Raw genomic sequence first — 25,384 nt, forward strand, 5'->3', positions numbered from 1 at the left:
AGTTTTAATTTTTTTAATTGATTTTAAAATTAGCTGGCATAGCTTTTATTTTAAGGATATTCTGTGGGAAATAATTAATTTTTAGTAATTCTAAACCAATCAAAATCGGCATATCCTCCGCGAGAGGCTTTTGCTGTGCTTACGCTGTACAAACCGACTTTAGCTCCAATCCATTTTCCTGGTTTTGCTTGGAAAACGTCGCCTGCTTTTGTGAAATTTTTTCCGTTTTCACTGTAACTGAATTGACATAAACCATTCGGTTCGTTTACATTTACTTTTAAATAAACTTCGTTTCCTTTTAATTTTGTTTCAAATAAAACTTTTTCTTCACCGCCTTTATCTGCTTTTTCAGCTCTTCTCAGTTGTAGATAATATCCGTCGGGTTTGTTGGTAATCACGATTGATTCATGATCTAATCCCATGATCAATAATCCCGCTGTTTTTCCTTCTTTGGCATCTTCGGGTGTTAATTTCACTTTTGTTGAAGCCGCAAAGTTTGGTGCCGGGAATTTTTGGGTTAATAAATTCGGAACGTTCCATAGATTTTTTTCACCTTCAGGAACTTTCATGGAAAATAATCTTAAAAATTTTTGTCCCGGAAGTTTGGATGACCAGACGATATTTTCGTTGGCACTCCATTGCCATTGAATTCCTAATTTTTCACCATCAAATTCATCTGTTTCATTTGGGGTAACGATAGGGTAGGATTGCCCAACGTTTGGTTTTTTATAGGTTAAAACCGGTTCGCCGATTCCGTTTTTATTATTATCGATTCCGATGACAGGCCAGTCTTTTTCCCACTTCATAGGCTGTAAATGAACAATTCTTCCACCCGCATCCACATCCTGAAAATGGTAAAACCAATCTTCACCTGAAGGCGTATCTACCCAAGCTCCCTGATGAGGTCCGTTGATTTTTGTGGAGCCTTGTTCCAACACAACTTTCTCTTCGTAAGGACCGTAAATATTTTTTGATCTTAAAACCAATTGCCAACCTGTGGCAACTCCTCCTGCAGGAGCAAAAATATAGTAATAACCATTTCTTTTATACATTTTAGGACCTTCAACGGTTGGATGTGCATCGTGACCATCAAAAACGTGAACTCCTTTATCCAAAACCTTTGTTCCTTCAGGATTCATTTTATTTAGGCTTAAAATACTTTTCACTCCGGCGCGGCTTCCCGCCCAGCCATGAACTAAATAGGCGTTTCCATCTTCATCCCAAAACGGACAGGAATCGATCAAGCCTTTTCCTTCCATTACCAAAACAGGCTTTTCCCAAGTTCCCAATGGATCTTTGGTTTTAATCATATAAATTCCGAAATCGGGATCTCCCCAATAAATGTAAAATTCACCTTTATGAAATCTGATGCTTGGAGCCCAAACTCCGTCACCTCTTTTTGGGGTAGAGAAATGTTCGCTTGGAAGAACGTCAGTAAGTGCATAATTCACTAATTTCCAGTTCACCATATCTTTTGAATGAAGAATGGGCAATCCCGGAGCTTCATTGAAACTTGAAGCTGTCATATAATAATCGTCACCGACACGAATCACATCCGGATCGGAATAATCTGCATACAAAACAGGATTTCTAAAGTTTTTTCCCTGATCTGCAGTCCAGACTTCGGAAACGTAGTTTTTTTCCTGTGCGTTAAGATATGTTGAAGCAATTGAAAATAGTGTGATTGCTGCTATATTTAAAATTTTTGTCCTCATAAAATCAGATTCATTGTTTAGGTGGTAGGAATTGGATTGTAGGTTTTATTTTTCAAATTCTATACTTGCCAAGATAAATGGTCCTGTTCCTTTTGCATCGTTGGAACGAATTTCTTCGTTTACATAATATTCGTAAGAACCATCTCTGTAAGGTTTTCCTCCTAAACCTGCGACAGCACAGCATTTATTTAAATTAACTACACCATTTTCGTCTACAGAAATAAGGTTTTTGATAATTCCGTCATAGCCTTTTTTGGCGGCAGCTTTATAAGATTTTGGAAGATAACCGTTGTTGACTGATTTAATGATTGTGTAGACAAACATTGATGATGCAGTAGCTTCTGTATAGTTTCCTTTTTCTCCTGCTTTATCCAATACCTGATACCAAAGTCCGTTGTCTTTATCCTGAACTTTTATTATGGCGTCTGTATAAGATTTTAAGTAAGAAATCAATTTTGCTCTTCCCGGATGGTCTTTCGGTAAATAATCCAAGACGTCTACCATTGCCATTCCGTACCAACCCATTGCTCTTCCCCAGAAATTAGGAGAAACTCCGTTTTCTTTATTTGCCCAAGCCTGTTCTTTACTTTCGTCCCAAGCGTGATACAGCAATCCTGTTTTTTTGTCTACCAAATGTTTTTGAATCAAATCAAACTGTAAAACAACATCATTATAAGCTTTTGTTGCATCTGCGCCTTTTGCAAAATCTTTGGTGTAGTGAGCATAAAATGGTTGTCCCATGTATAAACCATCCAGCCACATTTGGCTTGGATAGATCTTTTTGTGCCAGAAACCACCTTCTGATGTTCTTGGTTGTCCGTCAATCTGAGAACGAAGCATTTTCAAAGCTTTTAGATACTTTTCTTTTTTCTCTTTTTCGTAAAGATAAAGAAGTACATTTCCGCTGTTTAGAAGATCTATATTGTATTTATCTAATTCGTAGGTAAGGATACTGCCATCTTCTTTCACCAGTTTTTCTCCAAAGCTGCTGATATATTCGTAATATTCTTTTTTGCCTGTTTTTGCATAAACCTGTTCAGCTCCATCCAAAACAATTGCTGATGGATAAGTCCATTTCGGGCTTTTGCTGAAATCAAGCATCCATGATTCCGGGAAACGGTTGATTTCAGAAAGCAGCATTCTTTCAGACCATTTTAGATTGGTTGGAACTATTTTTCCTGATTTTGAATTTTCTGTTGCAGGTTTTGATGCTACAGATTTAGTTTGGGCACATGCTAAGAACATTCCTGAACCTAAAATTGCGACAGCGTATGCTTTTATCTTATTATTAATGAAATTCATGATTTTAAACTTTAAAGTTGATTATTTTTTTTACCGGATTTAACAAAGAGTTTTCATGGTTATTAGAATTGTCTTTCGGTTATTTTTTTAACAATATCATTAAAATAGACTTCAATATTATCGTAGTTTTTATCTAAATCCTTTCCGTTGGCGTTGGCCACTTTTGGGTTTAATTTATTTTTAATTTCCCATTCATCGGGCATTCCGTCGTTGTCTGAATCGAGTAGAGGTTTCCCTTGTTTCAGGTCAGGGAATCCGCCGACATCTTTTTGAGAATCGATGATTCCGTTGGTACTTCCTTTTGAACCTTTGTAAGTGAAACTTACATTTTTTACATCTTTCAAAACATGCAGATCCACTGCATCTCTCAACAAACTTGCTCCACCGATCTGTAAAATCTTCTCGTAAGCTTCTTTTGCAGACTGCGTTTTTACATTATTCTGAATATCGTGTGGCTGATTGATTTTTATGGAGTTTTTATCTTTATCCGTCAAATTATAAGATGGTTTCATCTGACTGAAAACACCTTCCGTCCAATTGTCTTTTGTGACTTCAGGATTTCCTTCAACAACATTTCCGTTGATGTAATATTTCCCCCAGATGTTGTAAACTTCTGTCTCGGGTTTTTCGTTTTTATCGATGGCAACAATTCGTTGTTTTGTCATTGTTGCAGGGCCGGGTTTGTAGTAATTATTAACAATATTGACGTTCATTCCTTCGCCTCCGTAAACATTGTTGTGTCCCCAATTGTAAATGACATTATTTCTAAAATCGGTAAGATCGGTCAAGGCAAATTTACTTCCCGCATATTCTCCCAATCTTGGATTTCTGCTGTCGTGATGAGCGTAAATATTATGATGAAAAGAGGCAAATTTTCCGCCTGCAATTCCGCCATAGCCGTGAGCACCTTTTTGATGGGCAGAATTTCTCAGACTTTCGGCAATTACACACCATTGGAGTGTTGTATTTTCATTGACATAAATGGAAACCGTTTCGTCTGTAGACCAACTCATCGAGCAATGATCAACCATCAGATTTTTGATGAATCTTGCGCCCAAAGCATCACCTTCAAAGTTTTTCTGATCACCCATTCTGAAACGCATGTAACGTATAACCACATTGTCTGCACCAACGAAAGTTTCGTAATTGGCAACGGTAATTCCGTCTCCAGGAGCGGTTTGTCCGGCAATGGTGACATCACCTTCTTTTATTTTTAATGAAGATTCAAGATAAATTGTTCCACTTGTTTTAAAAGCAATATATCTCGAACCTTTTTGGTCTAAAGCGTATCTCAAAGTACCTTCTGAACCGTCATCTGTCAATTTAGTAACAAAATAAACTTTTCCGCCACGACCACCTGTTGTGTACCTTCCGAAACCTTCAGCTCCAGGAAAACTCAACACCTCCTGAGCATTTACCAGTGAGGAAATACTGCATAAAATTCCTAATGTGAATAGTTTTGTGAAGTGTTTTTTCATGATTGAAAATTCTTTGGTGTTTTTGAGGTTTAGATTAAAAATTTATTTCAAGTTTTTTGTGATGTTCCAGTTGTCGTTTCCTTTGAGAATATTTTCTGGTGTGTATTTTTTCCTTTCTTCTTTGCTTAATTGGTGTGACCATGAAACTCTTTTTGAAATATTGGCTCCAGTACCTTTTGAATCAGATTCTGCATAAAAAGTTGTCTTTTCTGCATCGGGTTTGCTCCAATTATGCCAACCTTCAGGTTTTATGGTTGAATTGATTTCACAATCGATGTAAACAGTTTTAGCAAAAGGTCGCCACGGTCTTCCTAAATAGACTGAATTTTCTTTAGCATTTCCGATGATTTTAGATTTAATAAAAACAAATCCAAACTCGTTTTCCTGTGGAGTAGAAGCGGCTGTTACATAACTTGCTGTTTCTTTGGAGTAAATTGTACAGTTTTCAAAAACGACTGTTCCGGCTCCGAAAATATAATCGGTTGTACCCTCGATGTAGCAGTTTTTGAAATAATTTCTTGAAGGTTTTGTTTTATCCTGTAAATCCTGAGCTCCTTTTAAATATAAAGTGTCTTGGTTTCCTAAGAATTTACAGTTTTCAAAAATGATCCTGTCACCTGAAGTCAAAAGAGCAACGGCTTGTCCGACTCTTCCTGAACTGTTTTCAAAAGAAATATTTTTCGCTGTAAGATCATTTGAATAAATAAAAATCGTTGAAGAACCAGTTGTTCCGATATCTTTTCCTTCCGAATTCTTTTTTGAAGCAAAATCATCGTACGTGATAATTGTGTTTTCGGGATTTTCTCCTTCCATCAAAATTGCTCCTTTTGTTTCGGGAACGGTAATTTTTTCTTTGTAAATTCCTGCTTTAATTAAAATTTTTGTTCTTGCTGAGGTTCCGTTTTCAACAGCGTCAATGGCTTGTTGTATTGTGGTGAAGTTGCCTTTTCCGTCTTTCGAAACCACGATTGTTTTATCATTAGCTTTGAAAGAAAGAAGGCTTAAAATTAATACAGAAAAAACAGAAAACAGAATAAAATTTTTATGAAAAGTGGAAGCTTTCATTGAATTTGATTTTGGATTTTTTTAAAAATACAGACTTAGCTCTTGTTACGGAGTAAGTCTGTATCTAACTTGATATGAATGTATTTTTTATCTCCTAGTAACCGTAATCTTGGGTAAGATTGTAGTTAGACTGGATGATATCGCTATAAATTGGCAATAATTCTCTCTTATTTGGCTGGAAATACTGCGCAAAACCTTTTACCGGATCACTGATGTAAGTTGGTAAAACCGCTGCTCTCCAAGCAATTTTTGTATAACCTGTAGGCGTCGCATCTTGTGAAGCCATGTAAAATACCTGAGATTTGTCTCCGCCAGTGTAATAAATATCGATGTCGTTGATATTTTGCTGTGCCGATTTTGTAGGATCGTAAACCGATTTTTTAAAGTAAAGGTTTAGCGGAACGTTTGCATATTGACCAGTTCCGTTTGCGAAAGCTGTCAGTTTTTGTCTTGTTTCTGTGATTTTAGAACTTAATAAATTCCAACGGATCAAATCGTATTTTCTGATTCCTTCAGAGCCCAATTCTAATAATCTTTCCTGTACAACATAATTGAAGAATCCTGTTTTATCAGTCGGGATTGTTCCTACCTGAGCTAAGTTTCCTGTGTATGCTCTGTTTCTAACTGCTTTCACCGCATTGATTGCATCTGCAGAAGGCGCTCCGTGAATTTCATTATCTGCCTCAGCAAACATCAATAATACATCTGAAAAACGTAGCAAAGGCCAGTCTACCGCAAGGTTTTGAGAAGGTCCTGTGATATTCGTCCAAGATTTTCTGTATTTTGAATCTGTGAAAGAAATTGCAGTCACTAATTCTGCCTGATTGGTGTTGTTTACTTTGAAAATTCCCACGTTCATGTCTCTTCTTAAGTCATATTTAGTAAACTCATAGAAGTAAGTTGGAAGTGCGTTGATTCCACCACCGCCTTTCCAGTTAGAGTTGTCATCATGTTTTAATCCATTATAATAACCAATTTTACTGTCTGTTCTGGCATTACCTCCAAAAGCTCCCACGCAGAAAATAATTTCGTTTGTAGTATCTTGAGAATTGCTGTGTAAAGCTTTGAAAACAGATTCATAACTAGGATTTAAGCTATGTTCTCCTGCATGATTCATGATGTCTTTACACTCGTCTAAAGCAATCTGATAATAAGTTTGAGGATTAGATCCCTGCGCCATTACCTGCGGACTTCTTCTTAAAGAATATCCTGCTCTTGCCAATGCAATTCTTGCTCTAAGACCTTTTACAAAACCTTTTGAAATTCTTGCGTTGGTTGTGCTTCCTTCTGATCTCCATGGAACTAATGCTGAAGCCTGTGCAAGATCCGCAATCATTCTTTCGTAGATGATATCTCTATCTGTTTTTGGAAGATAAAGATCTGCCATATCTGCTGACGGCTTATCCTGAAATGGTACATCTCCCCAGTTTCTGATCAATTCATAATAAAATTGAGCTCTTAAGGTTAATGCTTCACCAAGATAGCGATCCATTAGTTTTTTATCCGCATCAGAACCTGTCTTGTAAACCGGAGAAAGTGGAATATTTTTAATGCAAAGATTTGCTCTTTCAATTCCTGAATATAGTTTTAAGAAAGGTTTATTAAGTTCTGTATTTGTAGTACAAGATCCGAATGTAGCAATTCCTCTTCTGTCGTTACAGTTGTAATCTCCGGAAGTTCTGAAATCGTCGCTTGAGTGAGGATAGATCAATGATAATCTCTGTCCGTATCCATCGTCACCGGCAAGCTGGCTGTAAACACCTACTAAAGCAGAAAATGTATCTGATGTACTATCAAATTGTTGCGCTTCTGCCACACTTGAATAATTTTCTGCATCCAGATAATCATTACATGAATTCAGCGTAGTTAAAGAAAGAATGCAACTTAAAATAATTATTGTCTTTTTCATGTTTAAGTTTTAATTAAAAGGTTATATCAACACCTGTTAAAATAAATCTGCTTCTAGGATATGCAGCATAATCTACCCCCGGAGTCAAAGGATTTTTTCTTGTACTTGCTTCAGGATCGTAACCTTTATAACCTGTAATGGTAAATAGATTATTAACCGTAGCATACAATCTGAAATTCCTGATACCAAGGCTTTCCAGTGAATTTTTTGGAAGGCTGTATCCTATCGTTACATTGTTTAATCTTAAGAAAGATCCATCTTCAATGGCATAAGAATGTAGAATGTAACTTCCCTGTGGAGGTGTCCACATTGTTGTATTGGCATTCAAAGCGGCTAAGGCAGTAGGATCATTCACTTTGACACCGTTATTGTCAAACCATCTCCATCTGTCTGCAACTTCCGCTGCCATGTTGTTGTCTCTGTATAAATATTGAGTGGTAAACTCTATTTTATTAGCATTGTACACTTTATTTCCAACAGAGAAATTAAAGAATAAGCTCATATCCCAGTTTCTGTATCTGAAATTCTGGCTGAAACCTCCGAAAAATTTCGGTTGAGCACTTCCTAATTCTGTCTGGTCTGCTGCTGTGATCTGTCCGTCACCGTTAAGATCTCTTAATTTAAGATCTCCCGGCTGGATTGGCTTTGAACCGTTTGCCACGGCACTGCTACTCGCAACTCCTGCCTTTAAAGTATAGGCTTGTGTTGCAGTATTATAGTCGAAATCACTGATCTCATATCTTCCTTCTGTAACGTAACCGTAATAAGTTCCTACAGGATTCCCAACTTTAGCAACAAAATCAAATAAATTGTTTACCCATCCTGAAGGTACAAGATATTGAGTACTGTTTGGTCCGTTACCGGCACCTAAACTCTTAATAACATTTCTGTTGGCAGAGATATTAAAATCAGTCTTCCATGTAAAGTTTTCTTTATTTACGATAATACCTCCTAATGAAACTTCAACTCCTTTATTCTGAGTTTTCCCTGAATTTTGAAATTGAGAATCATAACCTGAAGTCTGTGGAATTTTAGCTAAAACCAAAAGATCCTTTGTATCGGTAATATATCCGTCTACACTACCGTACAATCTTCCGTTGAACAATCCGAAATCAATACCTAAGTTTTTAGAAACGGTAGCTTCCCATTTAATATTAGGATTCGCTAAAACAGTTCCCGTAGTTGCTCCAGGCGTTACACCGCTTCCGAATGTATATCCGAAATCTGTAGAGGTAGTAAAGAATGTATTGTATAAATAAGGAGTAATTCTGTTGTTTCCGGCTAAACCATATCCAAAACGAAGTTTAAGCTCATCCAGCCATTCTTTGTTTTTAAGGAATTTTTCTTCTTTTATTTTCCATGCTACTGAAACCGCAGGGAATGTTCCCCATCTGTTTTCGTAGTCAAAAATATTGGAAGCATCTGATCTAACGGAAGCCGTTATGATATATTTGTTGTCATAAATATAATTGACTCTACCAAAGAATGAAGCTAGTCTGTCCGGAGGTAATGCGCTCGTTCTTGGTGCATCCTGAATCATTCCTGATGGCGGACTTGCAGCCTGAATATTGGCAAATGCCTCGTTCGGAAGAATAGAAACCGGAAGCCATTTTGTATAAGTACTCGATACTTCACCATCCGTCTGTACCGTTTCCTGACCCAATAATAAATCAAGTTTATGATTTCCGAATTTCTTTGTGTAGTTTAAAGTATTCGTATTGGTGATTCTTCTGGTTTGGTTTCTCGTTAATTGTACAATCGGCTGATTGTTATTGGCTCTGGCATCACTTGTAATGCTTCCCCAAAACTGATTCACAAAATTGTCTTTCTGTACATAACCTATAACACTTCTGAAAGTTAAGTCTTTGGTAATATTATAGTTTAAATAAGCATTTAATAATAAATCATTGGTTCTGGCGTCCTTTATTTCATTGTCATTCAACAATAAAGGGTTAACCAAGTTGGTGTTTGTTGCATAGTTAGGATCAAAATCGTCGATAGGAACATTACTTCCTCCTTCGAAAGGTTGATATCTTACCGCATTTCTCAGTCTGTTTGTTCCCTGAGAACCTGTAGCAGACGTTCCTGCTCCGGAAATTAGCTGTCGGCTGTATCTTGCATTGAATCCAACTTTTAATTTTTTAGAAATATCATAATCATATTTAAAGTTGGCCATACTTCTTCTGAAACCGGAATTTAGCATGATTCCGTCTTCTTCCACATGATTTAATGTTAATGAGAATGCAGATTTATCAGATCCTCCTGTTAGGCTTAAATTATGCGTAAAGTTGAATGCTTCTTGTCCGAAAAGTTCATTTTGCCAATCTCTTTCTTTAATATTTTGATATTTGGTCGCAATTTGGTCATAGGTTCCATATCTTGTATTAAAAGCTGTAATGTCTTCAGCGATACCGTTTTTGTTGTAAAGTTCATACTGATACATTACAAATTCATAAGGATCTAAAACCGGAATGGTATTCATGATTTTTCTAACCCCTGTATAACCGCTGTAGTTAATCGTTGTAAGCGCTTTTTTGCGTCCTCCTTTTGTTGTAATTATAACAACACCGTTTGCACCTCTGGATCCATAGATAGAAGTGGAAGCAGCATCTTTTAATACCTCAATTGATTCAATTTCTTTTGGCGAAATGATAGATAGTGCATTATCCATCTGGATTCCGTCTACGATATATAAGGGTGCGTTACTCTGTGTGATAGAAGTACCACCTCTTACCTTAATTTCAACTTCTGCACCCGGCGAGCCCTCACTTGCAGTGACCTGTACACCGGCAATTCTTCCCTGGATGGCTTCTGCAGCACTATTTACTGGCATATCCTTTACAGCTTCGGCTTTTACAGAACCAACAGCGTTGGTAACGTCTTTTTTAGAAACTCTGGAATATCCTACCAAAACAACTTCGTCGATTTTGGTTTCTTTTTCTGCTTTCGTTTCTTTTTCTTGAGCCATTGCAAGGACGGGAAGTAGAAAGAAAGTTAAATATAACCACTTTACTGATTGTACTCTTTTATCCATTATTGTATCCTTATAGTTTTAATTCTTGGTTGAAAGTTTTTTTTCAAGCTTTGTTGTTTTCTTTTTGTGGATTTAGTAAGTATTCTATTCTTTTTAGTGATTAATATTTTTAAAAATTTTACGCTTTATTCAAGTGCAATCGATTGCGTAATTTTTCGTTATAAATTATCTTGGCTCCTAAACTAATATTATTTTCCATTACGCAAAGAAAAAAATATTATTTTTTCATTAATTTGATTGTTTAAGTTGTTAAATTTAACAGAACATTTGTTCGTTAGTTTGTTTTAATTGATTGATAGTTAAATATTTATTGTTGAATTAAGAAATGTTGAAATATTTTTGAAATACATGAAAATTTTTACTGTTTAATATTCAAAAACTTAAAATTTACTTAAAAAATGCACTAAATTTTGTCCTAAAATTTACCAAAATTGATAGTAGAGGACAGAATTTCGACCAGTTTCCTGATTTTTGTCATCTTTTTGGGTTAATATTTTTAACCAATTTTCTTTAATGGTAATGATTAAACTTAATATACATCATATGTATAGATAAAGAAGGTTATTGTTAACGATTTTACAACTGCTACTTTGGTGCTTTATTTTGGCATGATTTTATTTAAAATTAAAGGTTAGGATTAACTTTTGGTTAATTTTTAACCGTAAAATTTCATGAAAATTTCTTTATTTTTTTTGGAATTTAAAAATTATCAATCTGTTTTTCAGTTGTTTGTAAATTAAAATTAATTTTTTGTTAACTAATTAAAGAATAATTATATATTTATCCCAACAGTAATTCTATCAAATTTTAGTGTAATTTTATGCAATCGATTACGCAAAGTTTAACAGGTTTGAGAAAACCGTAAAAAGAAAAGTATAAAAATCAAGTAGTATGACACAATCAGAATTTCGTTACGCCCACCATCCAGAAGATGCAAAAAAGTATACCACTGAAGATCTTAGGAGGGAGTTTCTAATCAATGATTTATTTAATGAAGATAAGATAAAATTAGTCTATTCTATGTACGACAGGCTTATTGTAGGAGGTATCATGCCTTCAACACAAGCCTTAAAACTGGAACCAACAGACGATTTGAAAGCCGAAAATTTCCTAGACAGGAGAGAGTTGGGGATCATCAATGTTGGCGGTGCCGGAAAAGTAAAGGTAGACGGCGAGGTATATGAGCTTGGAAACAAAGAAGCTTTATATATTGGTAAAGGTGCAAAAGAAGTAGTTTTTGAAAAATCGGGTGATGATCAACCTTATTTTTACATCAACTCAGCTCCGGCGCATCACACTTATCCTACAAAAAAGATCACGAAAAACGAAGCCGAAATTGTAGAATTAGGTGAAGAAAAATACGCCAATAAGCGTACGATCAACAAACTGATTGTAAATTCTGTTCTTGAAACATGTCAATTACAAATGGGAATGACGGAACTTCATCCGGGAAGTGTTTGGAATACAATGCCTTCACATACCCACACCAGAAGAATGGAAGCTTATTTCTATTTCGATTTGGAAGAGGGGCAGACGATCAGTCATTTCTTGGGACAGCCTCAGGAAACGCGTCATATTTTTATGCAAAATCGTCAGGCTGTGCTATCTCCGGAATGGTCTATCCACTCAGGAGTAGGAACTTCTAATTATACTTTTATATGGGGTATGGCCGGGGAAAATATGGACTACGGCGATATGGACGGTATCAAAACTAACGAACTAAAGTAATTTTTCTAATGAATTTATTTGATTTATCCGGTAAAGTAGCCGTTGTAACTGGCGGTACTCACGGATTAGGAATGGCAATGGCAGAAGGTCTTGCCGCTGCAGGTGCTGAACTGGCGATCACAAGTACGACACCGTCAAAATTAGAGGAAGCTTTAAACTATTATCACGATAAAGGGTACAAAGCAACCGGTTATCTTTTTGATGTGACGGACGAACTGGAAGCCGCTCAGAAAGTAGCGCTTATGGAAGCTACTCATGGAAAAATAGACATCCTTGTCAACAACGCAGGAATCATCAAACGTGTTCCCGCTATTGAGATGGAAGTAGAAGACTTTAGAAAAGTAATTGATGTGGATCTTACAGGACCTTTTATCATGTCGAAATTAATCGGCAAACATATGATCAAAAGAAAATCCGGGAAGATCATCAACATCTGCTCAATGATGAGCGAGTTGGGACGTGACAATGTAGTGGCGTATGCTTCTGCAAAGGGCGGTCTGAAAATGCTTACCAAAAATCTGGCGACAGAATGGGCAAAACATAATATTCAGGTGAACGGAATCGGTCCCGGATATTTTGCAACTTCTCAGACAGAACCAATCCGAGTGGATGGACATCCTTTTAACGATTTTATCATTAGCAGAACTCCGGAAGGAAGATGGGGAAACCCTGAAGACCTTGCTGGAACGGCTATCTTCCTTGCTTCGGATGCAAGCAGATTCATCAACGGACAAATTATTTACGTGGATGGAGGGATTTTAGCGACGATCGGGAAACCGGCTAATGAATAACAACAGAATTAGATTAGAATGAAACCTTTTATTACAGATAATTTTTTATTACAAAATAAATACGCTGAAGAATTATACTTCAAGTATGCAGAAAAGCAACCGATCATTGATTATCATAATCATTTGATTCCCAAAGATATTGCAGAAGACACCGTTTTCGAAAATATTTCAAAGGTTTGGATTGCAGGCGACCATTACAAATGGAGAGCAATGCGTACCATGGGCGTGAACGAAAAATTCATCACGGGAGATGCTTCAGATAAAGAAAAATTTGAAGCTTGGGCTAAAACGGTTCCTTATACATTGAGAAATCCTCTATATCACTGGACGCATTTAGAATTAAAAAGATATTTCGGAATTGATGAATTGTTAAATGAAAGCAATGCATCAGAAATTTACGATAATATCACCGCTCAGCTTCAGACTCCTGAAAAATCGACAAGAGGTTTATTGAAAATGATGAATGTAGAATCTCTGTGCACAACGGAAGATCCTACAGATCTATTGAATTATCATCAAGATTTGGCGAAAAGCGATTTCAGCATTAAAGTAAGTACCGCTTTCCGTCCTGATAAAGCGATTTTAATTGAAAATCACAACTTTGCAGATTATATTTCAAAACTAGGCGAATCAGCTGGAATTGAAATTAATTCTTACCAGACCTTGTGTGATGCTTTAATTAAAAGAATTGAATATTTCCACGAAAACGGATGCAGACTGTGCGACCATGGATTGAACAATATTTCTTTCGAAGAGGCTTCAGAATCTGAAGTTAGTGCAATTTTCAATGATAAATTATCAGGAAAAGTAATCGCTGAAAAGCAGGTGAATCAATTCAAAACGGCGATTTTATTATTCTTAGGCGAAGCATATCACAAATTTGGATGGGTTCAGCAATTCCACTTGGGAGCGTTGAGAAATAATAACGAAAGAATGCACAGAATTCTAGGTCCGGATACGGGTTGGGATTCTATCGGTGACTTCGTTCAGGCTGAAACTTTGTCTAAATTATTAAACACTTTAGACGGAAAAGATAAATTAACAAAGACGATTTTATATAACTTAAATCCTGCCGACAACGAGATTTTCGCTACAATGATCGGGAATTTCAACGATGGAAGCATCAAAGGAAAAGTACAGTTCGGCTCAGGATGGTGGTTCCTTGATCAGAAAGACGGAATGATCAAGCAGATGAATGCCCTTTCAAACATGGGATTGATCAGCTGTTTCGTTGGAATGTTGACGGATTCCAGAAGTTTCCTTTCTTACCCAAGACACGAATATTTCAGAAGAGTATTGTGTAATCTTTTCGGTGAAGAGATGAAAAATGGTGAATTACCTGACGATATCGAACTGATTGGTAAAACAATTTCTGATATTTGTTATCATAATGCTAAAAATTATTTTGATTTTTAAAATTTCAAGTAAAAAGAATAATTAAATCAACAAATTATTTAAATTTTTAAATAGCCTTGCTAACATTATAAACCTTTGAGGTCTTAACTAAGTGAAACGCCTTTGCGAACTTAAAAACACTTAGTAGTTGAAAAAAATCTTTGCGCACTTTGCGTTTAAATAAAAAAAGATATTTTAAAAATTTAAGTAGATTATTAATTAAAACAATGAGCAGCAAAATAGTCACATTCGGAGAAGTCATCATGCGACTTTCGCCACCCGGAAACAGAGCGATGAAGCAAAGCCACGAAATGGAATTTTTTTTCGGCGGAACAGAGCTTAATGTAGCATCTTCATTGGCAACAATGGGTTGTGACGTGAGACATATCAGTAGTGTTTCTGATGATTTTGTGGGTGAATCGGCGGTTTCTTTCATTAAAAGTTTTGGCATTGATACGACTTTTATCAACAAAAATGAACATCCTTTAGGTTTGTATTTTTTAGAAGTTGGTTCATCAGTTCGTGCCAGCAGAATTGCGTATAATAGATTGAACGGTTCTTTTGCCAACATTAAATCTGAAGAAATTGACTGGAAAAAAGCCCTTGAAGGCTGCAACTATTTCCATTGGACTGGCATTAGCCCCGGAATTTCCAAATCGGCTTATGAAAGTTTAAAAGAAGGTTTACAAACAGCCCGTGAACTGGGAATTGAAGTGACTTCAGACCCGGCTTACCGCTCAAACCTTTGGAAATACGGCAAAAACGGGAATGAAGTTTTGAAAGAATTGGTTTCATATTCAACGATTTTCATCGGTGGAGTGAATGAAATTAATGAAATTCTCGGAACTCAGTTTTCATCAGATAAAGAAGGTTTCATTGAAGCCTGTAAAGAATTAAAACTACAAATTCCTTCTATTCATAAGATTTTCGACAAGATAAGAATTGGCGTTACAGCAAGTTCTCAGCAAACGCAGGGAAGAGCTTTGGTTGATGGAAATTATTTTGAAACGGAGCTTTTAGAAGTTAATCCTGTAGTCGACAGAATTGGAACAGGAGATGCTTTTGCAGCAGGTTTAATTTATGGTTTGATCAATTTTGATGACGAAAAAGCATTAAAATTTGCCAACGCAGCATGCGCGATAAAACACACCATTTTAGGTGATATTAATTACAGCAGCGCAGAAGATATTCTGGAAGTGATGAACGGAGATTCCGGTGGACGCATCAAGAGATAATTAAAATTAGAACATTGTGGACTTGGTTGAGTGAAACGCCTTTGCGAACTTAAAAATATACATCAAGTTTTTAAAAAGAAAATCTTTGCGCTCTTTGCGTTAAAAACAAAGATTCAAAAAAAGTCTTGCAAGTACAGCATACTAAAGGATGGATTTAATTCCGTCAAAGATTATTTTCAAATAAAATAATTAACTAAAATGACAAAAATTCAATCAGTTACAAATACGATCATCAAGCAAGGGGTTTTGCCTCTATATTACAATGCTGATGAGACAGTAACTTTAGAAATATTGAGAGCACTTTACAAAGCAGGAATCCGTGCGGTAGAATATACAAGCCGTGGTGAAGCTGCATTGAGTAACTTCACGAAGATGGTAGAAATCCGTAATGCTGAAATGCCGGAAATGCTTTTGGGAATAGGAACAATAAAGAATGTACAGCAGGCTGAAGAATATTATAAAGTAGGCGCAGATTTCTTTATCAGTCCGGGTTTTGTGGCGGAAGTTGCAGAATTTTTAATTCCAAAAGATTTGCTGTACAGTCCGGGTTGTATGACTCCGACGGAAATTATTGCAGCTGAAACTGCAGGCGTAACTTTCATTAAATTATTCCCAGGTAACTCTTTAGGAACTGGATTTATGAGTGCCATTAAAGATGTTTTCCCTAATCTGAAATTCATGCCGACCGGTGGTGTTGATACCACAAAAGAAAGCATTGAAAGCTGGTTCAAAGCAGGTGTTTCTGCCGTGGGAATGGGAAGCAAATTGGTAAGCAAAGAATTGATGCTTGCTAAAGATTATACAACCATTGAAAACGAAACTAAAAAAGTGCTGGAAATTATTCAGACTTTAAAATAATAATGATTAAATAAACTAAAACACTTTGTGGTCTTAGTTAAGTGAAACGCCTTTGCGAACTTAAAATAAGTAATACAGTTGGCAAAAAAAAACTTTGCGGACTTTGCGTTAAAAACAAACATCATTATTAAAACAAACAAAAAGCGAACTAATTCTAAATTAATATGAGTTCAGTTAAATCTCTTAAGCCGACTACCTACAGATGGACGATATGTCTCCTGTTATTTCTTGCAACTACGATCAATTATTTGGATCGTCAGGTATTGTCATTAACATGGAAAGATTTTATCGCACCCGAATTTCACTGGAATAACAACGATTACGGAAACATCACTGCATTATTTTCTATATTTTATGCGGTTGGGATGCTTTTCGCAGGAAAGTTTGTGGATTGGATGGATACGAAAAAAGGTTTTCTTTGGGCAATCGGTATTTGGTCTATTGGTGCGGTTTTACATGCATTTTGTGGGATTGCCACATCAGGAATTCTTACCGGAAACTGGCTAGCTGGTTTTCATGGTTCAAAAGAACTGATTTCTACGGTTTCCAATACCTCTGCGATCATCAGTACGAGTGTTACGCTGTTCATTTTTGCACGTTTTGTACTGGCAATTGGTGAAGCAGGAAATTTTCCGGCAGCAATTAAAACTACGGCGGAATATTTCCCTAAAAAAGACAGAGCATTTTCTACAAGTATCTGGAATGCAGGAGCAACAGTCGGAGCTTTAGCAGCACCACTTACGATCCCTTTTATTGCAAAATCAATGGGTTGGGAATGGGCATTTATCATTATTGGTGCTTTAGGATTTGTATGGATGGGACTTTGGGTATTTGTTTACAAAAAACCGCATTTACACAAGAGAGTTAACGAACATGAATTAACCTATATTAATCAGGATCAGGACGATCTTCCCAATGAAGACACTTCTGTTCCGGAAAAAGTATTTACATTCAAAGAATGTTTCAGTTATAGACAGACTTGGGCGTTTGCATTTGGAAAATTTATGACAGACGGCGTTTGGTGGTTCTTTTTATTCTGGACACCGGCTTATTTAAGTTCAGTGTATGGGATGGATTCCACACAAAGTGCATTGCCATTATTCGTTCTTTATATGATCACTTTATTGTCGATCATCGGTGGTTGGCTTCCAAAATATTTTGTTGAAAAGAAAGGAATGAACGCTTACACAGGAAGAATGAAAGCGATGTTGATTTTCGCATTTTTCCCTTTGTTAGCACTTTTAGCACAACCATTGGGTACTGCAACCTATTGGATTCCTGTTTTAATTATTGGAATCGCAGGAGCAGCACATCAGGCTTGGTCAGCAAATATCTTCTCAACAGTAGGAGATATGTTCCCGAAAAAAGCAATTGCAACCATCACAGGAATTGGCGGAATGGCAGGAGGAATTGGTTCATTTATCATTAATAAATCTTCAGGAGTATTATTCGATCATGCTCATAAAGCTTGGTCAACAGTGGACGGAGTTCCTTTGTTGGAAAAATATCCTCAGTACATCAACGATCGTTTACCGGATGGTTTCTTTGAGCAGTTAAAAAAGTCCGGAGCAGTAGTTTCAGACGGAATTGATAAAGGATATATGATCATTTTTTCAATCTGCGCGGTTGCTTACCTGATCGCATGGGTTGTAATGAAAACATTGGTTCCTAAATATAAAGTGATAAGTAAATAAATTAACCTTAATGGTTTAAATAAAATAAATAGATTAGGAAGTAAGTGTTGTAATGCCCTTAGCTGAGTGAAACGCCTTTGCGAACGAAAAATAAACGGCATTTCAAGCAAAAAAAAAACTTTGCGGACTTTGCGTTAAAAATAAAATCATCAATAGAAAGATGGAAAATCAGACAAAACAAAAATTAAATCGTGAATTACATGGTTATCAGGAAAAACTTCCAATCAAAATTGTACAGTTTGGAGGTGGGAATTTCATGAGAGGATTCACAGATTATGTGATTGATAAATTAAATAAAGAAGCAGGATTTAATGCAGGAATCGTAAACGTTCAGCCAACAGCAGGCGGTTCGGTTCATAAACTGGAAGAGCAGGATAATCTATACACGCTTTTTTCAAGAGGAATTAAAAAAGGGGAGATCATCGATATAAAACAGGTGATTTCTGCGATTCAGAAGTCGATCAATCCTTATACAAATTACGATGAATTCTTAGCGTTGGCGAAAGAAGAAGAATTAGAATTTATCTTTTCCAATACAACAGAAACAGGAATTGCTTATGATGAATCAGAAAATGATTACGCTGGTCCGCACAAGAATTTTCCTGCGAAACTAACGGTTTTATTACATGAAAGATTCAAATATTTCAATGGAGCAGAAGATAAAGGGTTGAGAATTATTCCTTGTGAATTAATTGAAGACAATGCATTTGCTTTAAAAGAAATTATCTTAAAATATGCCCAACTTTGGAATTTAGAAGCTAACTTTGCGCAATGGATTGAACAAAATAATTATTTCCATAATACGTTGGTAGACAGGATTGTTCCAGGTTATCCAAAAGATGATTCAGGTACGTACGAAGACCAATTGGATTATGAAGATAAAATGATGGTCGTTTCTGAAACTTTCTTGCTTTTTGTGATTCAGGATGCGGCAAATTTAAAGGAAAGAATCCCTTTCGATAAAATTGACGAACAGATTTTGGTTGTTGATGATATTCAGCCGTATCGTTTAAGAAAAGTAAGAATTTTGAATGGCGGTCACACATTAATGTTGGCTCCGGCGATTTTATCAGGAAAAGAAACGGTAAAAGAATCTATCGATAATCAATTTTTAGGTAAATTTTTAAATGAAACGATTTTTAATGAAGTAAATCCTACTTTAGGTTTAGATGAAAATGAATTGAAAGATTTTACTGAAGAAGTTTTTGACAGATTCAGAAATCCATTCATTAAGCATTATCAGGCAAGTATCGCGTTGTATTTTGTTTCTAAATTTAAAGTGAGAATTCTTCCGAGTTTGTTAAAATATGTTGAAATTAACCATAAATTACCGCTTAATTTAACCTTCTCATTGGCAAGTTTAATCAGATTCTATCAAGGGAATTTTGGTGAAAAATCTCTACCGATAAATGATGAAGAAGCGATAGTAAACAGATTCAAGGAAATCTGGGCAAACGAAGATTACGAGAAAGTCGCAGAATTGGCGTTAAGCGAAACCATTTTCTGGGACACAGACCTTACAAAGGTTAACGGTTTGAAATCTGCAGTAGCAAAAGCATTGTGGGAAATTGATCACAACGATATCGAAACTGCATATCACAACTTTATACAATTTTATTCTTAAAAAATTATGCAAAAGAAAGTACTGAAAGTAAATCCCAAAGATAATGTAGCAGTGGCATTGGTTGATCTGACGCAGGGGGAAACTGTTACTTTGGGTAAACTTACTTATGACATTATAAAAGACACGAAGGCGAAACACAAATTCGTGACCGAAGATCTTGCGATTGGAGATGAGATCATTATGTACGGTGTTTTGGTGGGAAAAGCGAGTCAGCCGATCCAGAAAGGAGAGGTTATAACGACTGAAAACGTTAAGCATCAAAGTGCAAAAGTAGAAGGCAAAACAGAAACAACGGCTTGGACAGCTCCGAATGTTGAAAAATGGAAAGATAAAACTTTCATGGGTTATCACAGAGAAGACGGGCAGGTTGGAACAGAAAACGTTTGGTTATTTTTTCCATTGGTTTTTTGTGAAAACAGAAATGTTGAGATTTTAAAAGATGTTTTTGAAAAGGAATTGTTATTCGAAAAAGCAACAAAGCATCAATTATTACTAAGATCATTAATCAATAATTCTGAAGCGGAAACTGTCGTTGAAGAAGATCAAAACTCTAGAGTTTTTAAAAATATTGAAGTTAAATTCATCACGCACCAAGGCGGTTGTGGCGGAATTCGTCAGGACGCGGAAGCATTGGGAAGGTTATTGGCAGGTTATGTGAATAATCCGAATGTAGCCGGAGCAACGGTTTTGAGCTTAGGATGTCAGAATTTACAGGTTCAGATTTTTACAGATGCATTGCAAAAAATAAGTCCGGATAATAAAAAACCGATCATCGTTTACGAGCAGCAAAAATCGGGAACAGTTGATGAAATGCTGAACGGAATCATTAAAGATTCTTACGAAGCCATCAAGCAAGCCAATGAAATCGAAAGAAAACCAGCTCCAATTTCAAAACTCGTTTTAGGATTGGAATGTGGTGGTTCAGACGGTTTTTCAGGAATTTCTGCTAATCCGGTTTTAGGACAATTATCAGATTTAATGGCGGGAATCGGAGGTTCAACTATTCTTTCTGAATTTCCGGAATTATGTGGAGTAGAGCAGGAATTGGTGAATCGTTGCGTGAATGAAGATGATGCAGAAAGATTTTTACAGCTAATGAAAGATTTTGAAGAATCAGTCATTGCTGCAGGATCAGGCTTTGATATGAATCCATCGCCGGGGAATATTAAAGATGGACTAATAACCGACGCCATGAAATCTGCAGGAGCGGCTAAAAAAGGCGGTTCATCACCAATAAATGATGTGCTTGATTTTACGGAATATATCAAAGAACCGGGCTTAAATTTATTATGCACACCCGGGAATGACGTGGAATGTACAACTGCTTTGGTTGGTTCAGGCTCAAACGTAGTTTTATTCACGACAGGTTTGGGTACTCCAACTGGAAATCCGGTTGTTCCCGTTGTAAAAATTTCGTCAAACACTTCTTTGTCACAAAGAATGCCCGACATCATTGATTTCAACACAGGAGACGTGATCACAGGCGAAAAAACAATCGACGAAAAGGCAGAAGAGCTTTTAGAATTTATCATCGAAGTCGCAAGCGGAGAGGTAAAAACAAAAGCCGCAATTTTGAATCAAAACGATTTTATTCCTTGGAGACGGGGAGTAAGTTTATAATTGTTTTAATTATATAAATATTAGGGTTGAAAATGCTTTCTACATTTGTGGGAGGCATTTTCTTTTGGCTAATATTTTAATTACTTTCAATTTTGATCACTGATTGAATAGGCTATTGATTATAATTGCTCTTTTTTAAGTAGAAACGGTTTTCCATCATTATAAAGGGATAATACTTTTATAATATCATTTTTGCATGGTTCAATTACAGTTTGTGGAATTGCCCCTAATAGCATTTTTTTCTTTTCATTATGTCTTTTTTTTATTCTTTCATACTGCTCGGGGGTTAAATTTATCAGTTCTAAACTATCATAATCGGTTGGAAATCTTTTTGATAAATTTATTGGAAGTTGTTTGCAAATATAATCTACTCTAGCATAAATTTGAAGTATGTCTTCAAAATTAGAGTAAAAAATATTGAACAGATCTGAATGTTTAATACTTTTAAATATATTATCATTAAAGGTGGAATGTAGATCCAACGTGATTAACTGATCTTGTTCAGTTTGGAATATATATTCAATCATTTCATCTTCAATTAATTGTAATCTAGGTAATATATTTTTCTCTAAATCATGAATAATGATATATTTAATCTCGCTTAGTCTTCTAATTTCTTTTGCTTTCTCTTGATCGAGTTGATTTTGTAGAATTTTATTTGCATTAAGCTGTTCTGTGAATGCAAGATAAATTAAAAATGCGTTCAATATATTTATAAAAGGAGCAGTTATACCTCCAATTGTATCGCCAATCTGTCCAGTCTCTCTAAAATTAAGCCAATTAAACAATGAATTTCGAGTAAATAACCAAGGAGCAAGAATTGTAAGGATAATATTTATTAGAACAATTAATAATGCATTTTTTTTTATGAAATCAAAAAAATTACTCATGTTTTGTTATTAGTTTTCTATTTAAAAATATAATAATTTTATTTTTTTTAACAATACTTTTGCCATCACTTTAATTCTTACACGAAATAGTTATAAATTAGCTTGAAATTCTATAGTAATTAGCAGGCTCCTTTAGCGGAAGTTTCCAAGTCTTGAATTTTTGTATCTTTTGTTTCATTACAAAAGAAATTTATTTCCTTTTCGAAGACTTCCTAATATAAAGCTGCGGCGCCAATACCACTTTTTTCTCAATAGAAACACCGGAACCATTTTCCTTTACGCTTTCAATAAACACCTGTCCGGCCATTTTCCCCATGATAACGGGAGTTTGATCCACAGAACTCATCGAAAGCTCCATAAATTGGGTAAAAGGTTCGTTGGAGAAACCAATAACTGCTACTTCCTGAGGTATTTTAATCTTACGTTTTTTTAGTTCCTGACAAGCGCCCAACGCTGCAAAATCACTTGAAGAAAATATTGCATCCGGAACAGATTTTCCGTCCCAAAGTTTTTTGATGGCATCAATTCCTTCATCGATCGAACTTCCTGTGATGATGATATTGTCTTCTTTTACTTGAAAATTATGGTCAATTAATGCCTGTTTGTAGCCGTTAAGACGGTTTTGATAGATCTCAAGATTAAGATCTCCTGCAAAATGACAAATATTTTTATAACCTTCTTTAATTAAATGCTCGGTAGCCATATAACCACCTCGGTAATCATCAATAACGATCGTACTGATGCCTGGAATATCCTTTTTTCTGTCAAAAAAGATGATCGGCGTATTGGTTGTATCTAAAATACTCTGAATATGCTCTGTATCAATTGTCGTTCTTGAAACGGACATAAAAATCCCGTCAACCTGAGCGTTCAGCAACGTATTTAAATGTCTTTTTTCAATATTAACATCTTCGTGACTCTGACAAATAATAACATGATAACCGTGCGGAGAAAGTTCTTCTTCGATTCCACGGATGACGGAGGAGAAGAAGTTGGTATTCACAAAAGGAACGATAATTCCTACGTTTTTTGTTTCACCACTTTTTAGGGCTTTGGCAAGATTATTCTGCTTATAGTTCATTTCTTTGGCGGTTTTCTTCACCAAATCTTTCGTTGCCTGACTTATCCTCGGATGATCATTAAGCGCCCTGGAAACAGTAGCCACACTCACATTAATTTTCTTTGAAATATCGTATATGGTGGCACTTTTCTTATTCATAAATGAGTTTTTCTAGCTGTTTTGTGTATGTCAAAATGATATACGTTGTTGAGGTAAATTTAATCAAATTATAACTATCAGAAAGGAAATATTATGTATTTTATATCAGGTTATGGTTGGTTATGATTAAATTAAAGATAAAATGTATTTAAATGCTTAGTTATCTTTGTTTTAAGACTGTTTTCTGTATGAGATAAAAAGCTGTAATTGCATATAATCAATGGTGCTTATCATAAAAAATGTCATTAAATGATGAATTTAAACACCAAAAATGTGTGGTTAATTTAACCAAAATAGGACACCGAAAAATCGATGTCCTATTTTACTAACTGATATAAAAAATACTTTACTTTTTCCAGATTTTTTCAATGTCTTCCAATGATCTTCCTTTTGTTTCCGGAACCATTTTCCAGACAAAGATTAATGATAAAACGCTCATTAGCCCATAAAATCCATAAGTGAAAGCTCCACTGAATTCCATCATAAAAGGATAGGTTGAAGAAATCAGATAATTGGCTGCCCATTGTGCGGCAACCGCAATAGCAATAGCACTTCCTCTAATCTTATTTGGGAAGATTTCTGAGATTAAAACCCAACAAATCGGTCCCCAAGACATCATAAAAGAAGCGGTATAAACGATGATGAAAACCAACGTTGCAATCCCGATAATATGATAATACGAGAAAATAGCGATTGCAAACATTCCGATCGCCATTCCAATGGAACCAACGATCAATAAAGGTTTTCTGCCCCATTTATCAACCGTAAAAATTGCGACGACAGTGAAAACTACGTTTACCAATCCCATCACAACAGTTTGCAGCATTGATGCATCTTTATGAACACCCATGCTTTCAAAAATCCTTGGAGCGTAATACAACGCAACATTAATTCCTACAAATTGCTGAAAAACGGATAATAAAATTCCAATGATAATCACTGTTTTACCGAACGCGAAAATTTCACTTTTATGTTCTGCAACGGTTCCTTTTATTTCAGAAAATATCTCTTTTGCTCTTGCTTCACCGTTTATTTTGGTTAAAATTTTCAATGCTTCATCATCTTGTTTAATCAAAGTAAGATAACGTGGCGTTTCCGGGACGAAAAATAACAAAACTCCAAACAACACTGCAGGAATTGTTAATGATAAAAACATATAACGCCAACCGATTTCGTTGATCCATTCGATACTTTTTCCGTCGGCGATTCCCCAATTGACAAAATACACGACCAACATTCCGAAAATAATAGCAAATTGATTTAAAGAAACCAATCTTCCACGGACTTCGGCAGGAGCAATTTCCCCAATGTACATCGGACAAACCGCAGAGGCAAGTCCAACGCCGATACCGCCGATAATTCGATAAAAATTAAAAGCCAGCAAAACACCCATTGAATGTTCACCGTGCTTAAAAAATAAAAATTCAGGATATGCAGCTCCCAAAGCACTGATAAAAAACAAAAATGCAGCAAGCATCAAGGATTTTTTTCTTCCTAATTTGGATGAAAAGTATCCTGAAACCGCACCTCCAATGATGCAACCGATCAATGCACTGGAAATTGTTGCTCCATGCGCTAATGAACTTAATCCCAACGGAATGATCAAATATTCCTGAATTGATTTTTCGGCTCCGGAAATTACTGCGGTGTCATATCCGAACAAAAGTCCGCCCAAAGTTGCTACCAATGTCAATACGGTAACGTACATCATATTGATTTGCGCTTTTGTGCCTGAGGAATATTTCGGCCCCGAATCTATAATTTGCATAGTTTCATAGTTTTAATGATGATTTGAATTGTTGTTTAAACACAAATAGCACAGATTTT

17 protein-coding genes are annotated in these 25,384 nt (G+C 35.8%); 8 read left to right on the forward strand and 9 right to left on the reverse strand.

Going from position 1 to position 25,384, the window contains the following annotated elements; genetic code table 11:
• Positions 1-74: 74 nt before the first annotated feature.
• From EG348_RS10425 to EG348_RS10450, 6 genes are all read right to left on the reverse strand, one after another.
• The gene (locus EG348_RS10425) at positions 75-1,715 is read right to left on the reverse strand and encodes a glycoside hydrolase 43 family protein (RefSeq protein WP_123983061.1); all 1,641 of its coding nucleotides are present in this window, start codon (positions 1,713-1,715) and stop codon (positions 75-77) included.
• A 45-nt stretch (positions 1,716-1,760) separates the two neighbouring features.
• Positions 1,761-3,017: a glycoside hydrolase family 105 protein gene (locus EG348_RS10430; protein WP_123983062.1), complete on the reverse strand. Its 1,257-nt coding sequence runs from the start codon at positions 3,015-3,017 to the stop codon at positions 1,761-1,763.
• A 62-nt stretch (positions 3,018-3,079) separates the two neighbouring features.
• Positions 3,080-4,495, reverse strand: a complete 1,416-nt coding sequence (locus EG348_RS10435; RefSeq protein WP_123983063.1) for a polysaccharide lyase family 1 protein — start codon at positions 4,493-4,495, stop codon at positions 3,080-3,082.
• A gap of 42 nt (positions 4,496-4,537) precedes the next feature.
• Positions 4,538-5,560: a pectinesterase family protein gene (locus tag EG348_RS10440; protein WP_123983064.1), complete on the reverse strand. Its 1,023-nt coding sequence runs from the start codon at positions 5,558-5,560 to the stop codon at positions 4,538-4,540.
• Positions 5,561-5,654: 94 nt separating this feature from the next.
• Entirely contained in the window at positions 5,655-7,469 is a 1,815-nt protein-coding gene (locus EG348_RS10445) for a RagB/SusD family nutrient uptake outer membrane protein (protein ID WP_123983065.1), read from the reverse strand.
• A gap of 13 nt (positions 7,470-7,482) precedes the next feature.
• Positions 7,483-10,503, reverse strand: a complete 3,021-nt coding sequence (locus EG348_RS10450) for a SusC/RagA family TonB-linked outer membrane protein (protein WP_123983066.1) — start codon at positions 10,501-10,503, stop codon at positions 7,483-7,485.
• Between the two features lie 891 nt (positions 10,504-11,394).
• Between EG348_RS10450 and kduI the strand changes: the two genes are divergently transcribed.
• The 8 genes from kduI (at position 11,395) to EG348_RS10490 (ending at position 21,448) form a co-directional block, all read left to right on the forward strand.
• On the forward strand, positions 11,395-12,231 hold the full coding sequence (gene kduI / locus EG348_RS10455) for a 5-dehydro-4-deoxy-D-glucuronate isomerase (protein ID WP_123983067.1): 837 nt from the start codon (positions 11,395-11,397) through the stop codon (positions 12,229-12,231).
• A gap of 8 nt (positions 12,232-12,239) precedes the next feature.
• Positions 12,240-13,022, forward strand: coding sequence for a gluconate 5-dehydrogenase (locus tag EG348_RS10460; protein ID WP_123983068.1), 783 nt, complete (start codon positions 12,240-12,242; stop codon positions 13,020-13,022).
• A gap of 18 nt (positions 13,023-13,040) precedes the next feature.
• On the forward strand, positions 13,041-14,438 hold the full coding sequence (gene uxaC, locus EG348_RS10465) for a glucuronate isomerase (RefSeq protein ID WP_123983069.1): 1,398 nt from the start codon (positions 13,041-13,043) through the stop codon (positions 14,436-14,438).
• Positions 14,439-14,644: 206 nt separating this feature from the next.
• The gene (locus EG348_RS10470; protein ID WP_123983070.1) at positions 14,645-15,652 is read left to right on the forward strand and encodes a sugar kinase; all 1,008 of its coding nucleotides are present in this window, start codon (positions 14,645-14,647) and stop codon (positions 15,650-15,652) included.
• 198 nt (positions 15,653-15,850) lie between these two features.
• The gene (locus tag EG348_RS10475) at positions 15,851-16,510 is read left to right on the forward strand and encodes a bifunctional 4-hydroxy-2-oxoglutarate aldolase/2-dehydro-3-deoxy-phosphogluconate aldolase (protein ID WP_123983071.1); all 660 of its coding nucleotides are present in this window, start codon (positions 15,851-15,853) and stop codon (positions 16,508-16,510) included.
• 164 nt (positions 16,511-16,674) lie between these two features.
• Positions 16,675-18,204: an MFS transporter gene (locus EG348_RS10480; RefSeq protein ID WP_123983072.1), complete on the forward strand. Its 1,530-nt coding sequence runs from the start codon at positions 16,675-16,677 to the stop codon at positions 18,202-18,204.
• A 160-nt stretch (positions 18,205-18,364) separates the two neighbouring features.
• Positions 18,365-19,828 carry a tagaturonate reductase gene (locus tag EG348_RS10485; protein WP_123983073.1) on the forward strand — a complete coding sequence of 488 codons (1,464 nt, stop codon included), beginning with the start codon at positions 18,365-18,367 and terminating at the stop codon, positions 19,826-19,828.
• Positions 19,829-19,834: 6 nt separating this feature from the next.
• On the forward strand, positions 19,835-21,448 hold the full coding sequence (locus tag EG348_RS10490) for a UxaA family hydrolase (RefSeq protein ID WP_123983074.1): 1,614 nt from the start codon (positions 19,835-19,837) through the stop codon (positions 21,446-21,448).
• Positions 21,449-21,567: 119 nt separating this feature from the next.
• Here the strand turns inward: EG348_RS10490 and EG348_RS10495 are convergent, their stop codons facing one another.
• From EG348_RS10495 to xylE, 3 genes are all read right to left on the reverse strand, one after another.
• Positions 21,568-22,338, reverse strand: a complete 771-nt coding sequence (locus EG348_RS10495) for a hypothetical protein (RefSeq protein ID WP_123983075.1) — start codon at positions 22,336-22,338, stop codon at positions 21,568-21,570.
• 190 nt (positions 22,339-22,528) lie between these two features.
• Positions 22,529-23,557: a LacI family DNA-binding transcriptional regulator gene (locus EG348_RS10500; protein ID WP_123983076.1), complete on the reverse strand. Its 1,029-nt coding sequence runs from the start codon at positions 23,555-23,557 to the stop codon at positions 22,529-22,531.
• A 346-nt stretch (positions 23,558-23,903) separates the two neighbouring features.
• On the reverse strand, positions 23,904-25,325 hold the full coding sequence (gene xylE, locus EG348_RS10505) for a D-xylose transporter XylE (protein WP_123983077.1): 1,422 nt from the start codon (positions 25,323-25,325) through the stop codon (positions 23,904-23,906).
• Positions 25,326-25,384 lie beyond the last annotated feature (59 nt).

Origin of the sequence: Chryseobacterium sp. G0201, from assembly GCF_003815655.1 — a bacterium.
GTDB lineage: Bacteria > Bacteroidota > Bacteroidia > Flavobacteriales > Weeksellaceae > Chryseobacterium.

What these genes read in the sequence shown, in the direction of transcription:
- EG348_RS10445 (WP_123983065.1), bottom strand. Translation starts at nt 7,469, where the DNA reads ATGAAAAAGACAATAATTATTTTAAGTTGCATTCTTTCTTTAACTACG.
- kduI (WP_123983067.1), top strand. Translation starts at nt 11,395, where the DNA reads ATGACACAATCAGAATTTCGTTACGCCCACCATCCAGAAGATGCAAAA.
- EG348_RS10470 (WP_123983070.1), top strand. Translation starts at nt 14,645, where the DNA reads ATGAGCAGCAAAATAGTCACATTCGGAGAAGTCATCATGCGACTTTCG.
- EG348_RS10495 (WP_123983075.1), bottom strand. Translation starts at nt 22,338, where the DNA reads ATGAGTAATTTTTTTGATTTCATAAAAAAAAATGCATTATTAATTGTT.
- EG348_RS10430 (WP_123983062.1), bottom strand. Translation starts at nt 3,017, where the DNA reads ATGAATTTCATTAATAATAAGATAAAAGCATACGCTGTCGCAATTTTA.
- EG348_RS10435 (WP_123983063.1), bottom strand. Translation starts at nt 4,495, where the DNA reads ATGAAAAAACACTTCACAAAACTATTCACATTAGGAATTTTATGCAGT.
- EG348_RS10450 (WP_123983066.1), bottom strand. Translation starts at nt 10,503, where the DNA reads ATGGATAAAAGAGTACAATCAGTAAAGTGGTTATATTTAACTTTCTTT.
- uxaC (WP_123983069.1), top strand. Translation starts at nt 13,041, where the DNA reads ATGAAACCTTTTATTACAGATAATTTTTTATTACAAAATAAATACGCT.
- EG348_RS10500 (WP_123983076.1), bottom strand. Translation starts at nt 23,557, where the DNA reads ATGAATAAGAAAAGTGCCACCATATACGATATTTCAAAGAAAATTAAT.
- EG348_RS10460 (WP_123983068.1), top strand. Translation starts at nt 12,240, where the DNA reads ATGAATTTATTTGATTTATCCGGTAAAGTAGCCGTTGTAACTGGCGGT.
- EG348_RS10475 (WP_123983071.1), top strand. Translation starts at nt 15,851, where the DNA reads ATGACAAAAATTCAATCAGTTACAAATACGATCATCAAGCAAGGGGTT.
- EG348_RS10425 (WP_123983061.1), bottom strand. Translation starts at nt 1,715, where the DNA reads ATGAGGACAAAAATTTTAAATATAGCAGCAATCACACTATTTTCAATT.
- EG348_RS10440 (WP_123983064.1), bottom strand. Translation starts at nt 5,560, where the DNA reads ATGAAAGCTTCCACTTTTCATAAAAATTTTATTCTGTTTTCTGTTTTT.
- EG348_RS10480 (WP_123983072.1), top strand. Translation starts at nt 16,675, where the DNA reads ATGAGTTCAGTTAAATCTCTTAAGCCGACTACCTACAGATGGACGATA.
- EG348_RS10490 (WP_123983074.1), top strand. Translation starts at nt 19,835, where the DNA reads ATGCAAAAGAAAGTACTGAAAGTAAATCCCAAAGATAATGTAGCAGTG.
- EG348_RS10485 (WP_123983073.1), top strand. Translation starts at nt 18,365, where the DNA reads ATGGAAAATCAGACAAAACAAAAATTAAATCGTGAATTACATGGTTAT.
- xylE (WP_123983077.1), bottom strand. Translation starts at nt 25,325, where the DNA reads ATGCAAATTATAGATTCGGGGCCGAAATATTCCTCAGGCACAAAAGCG.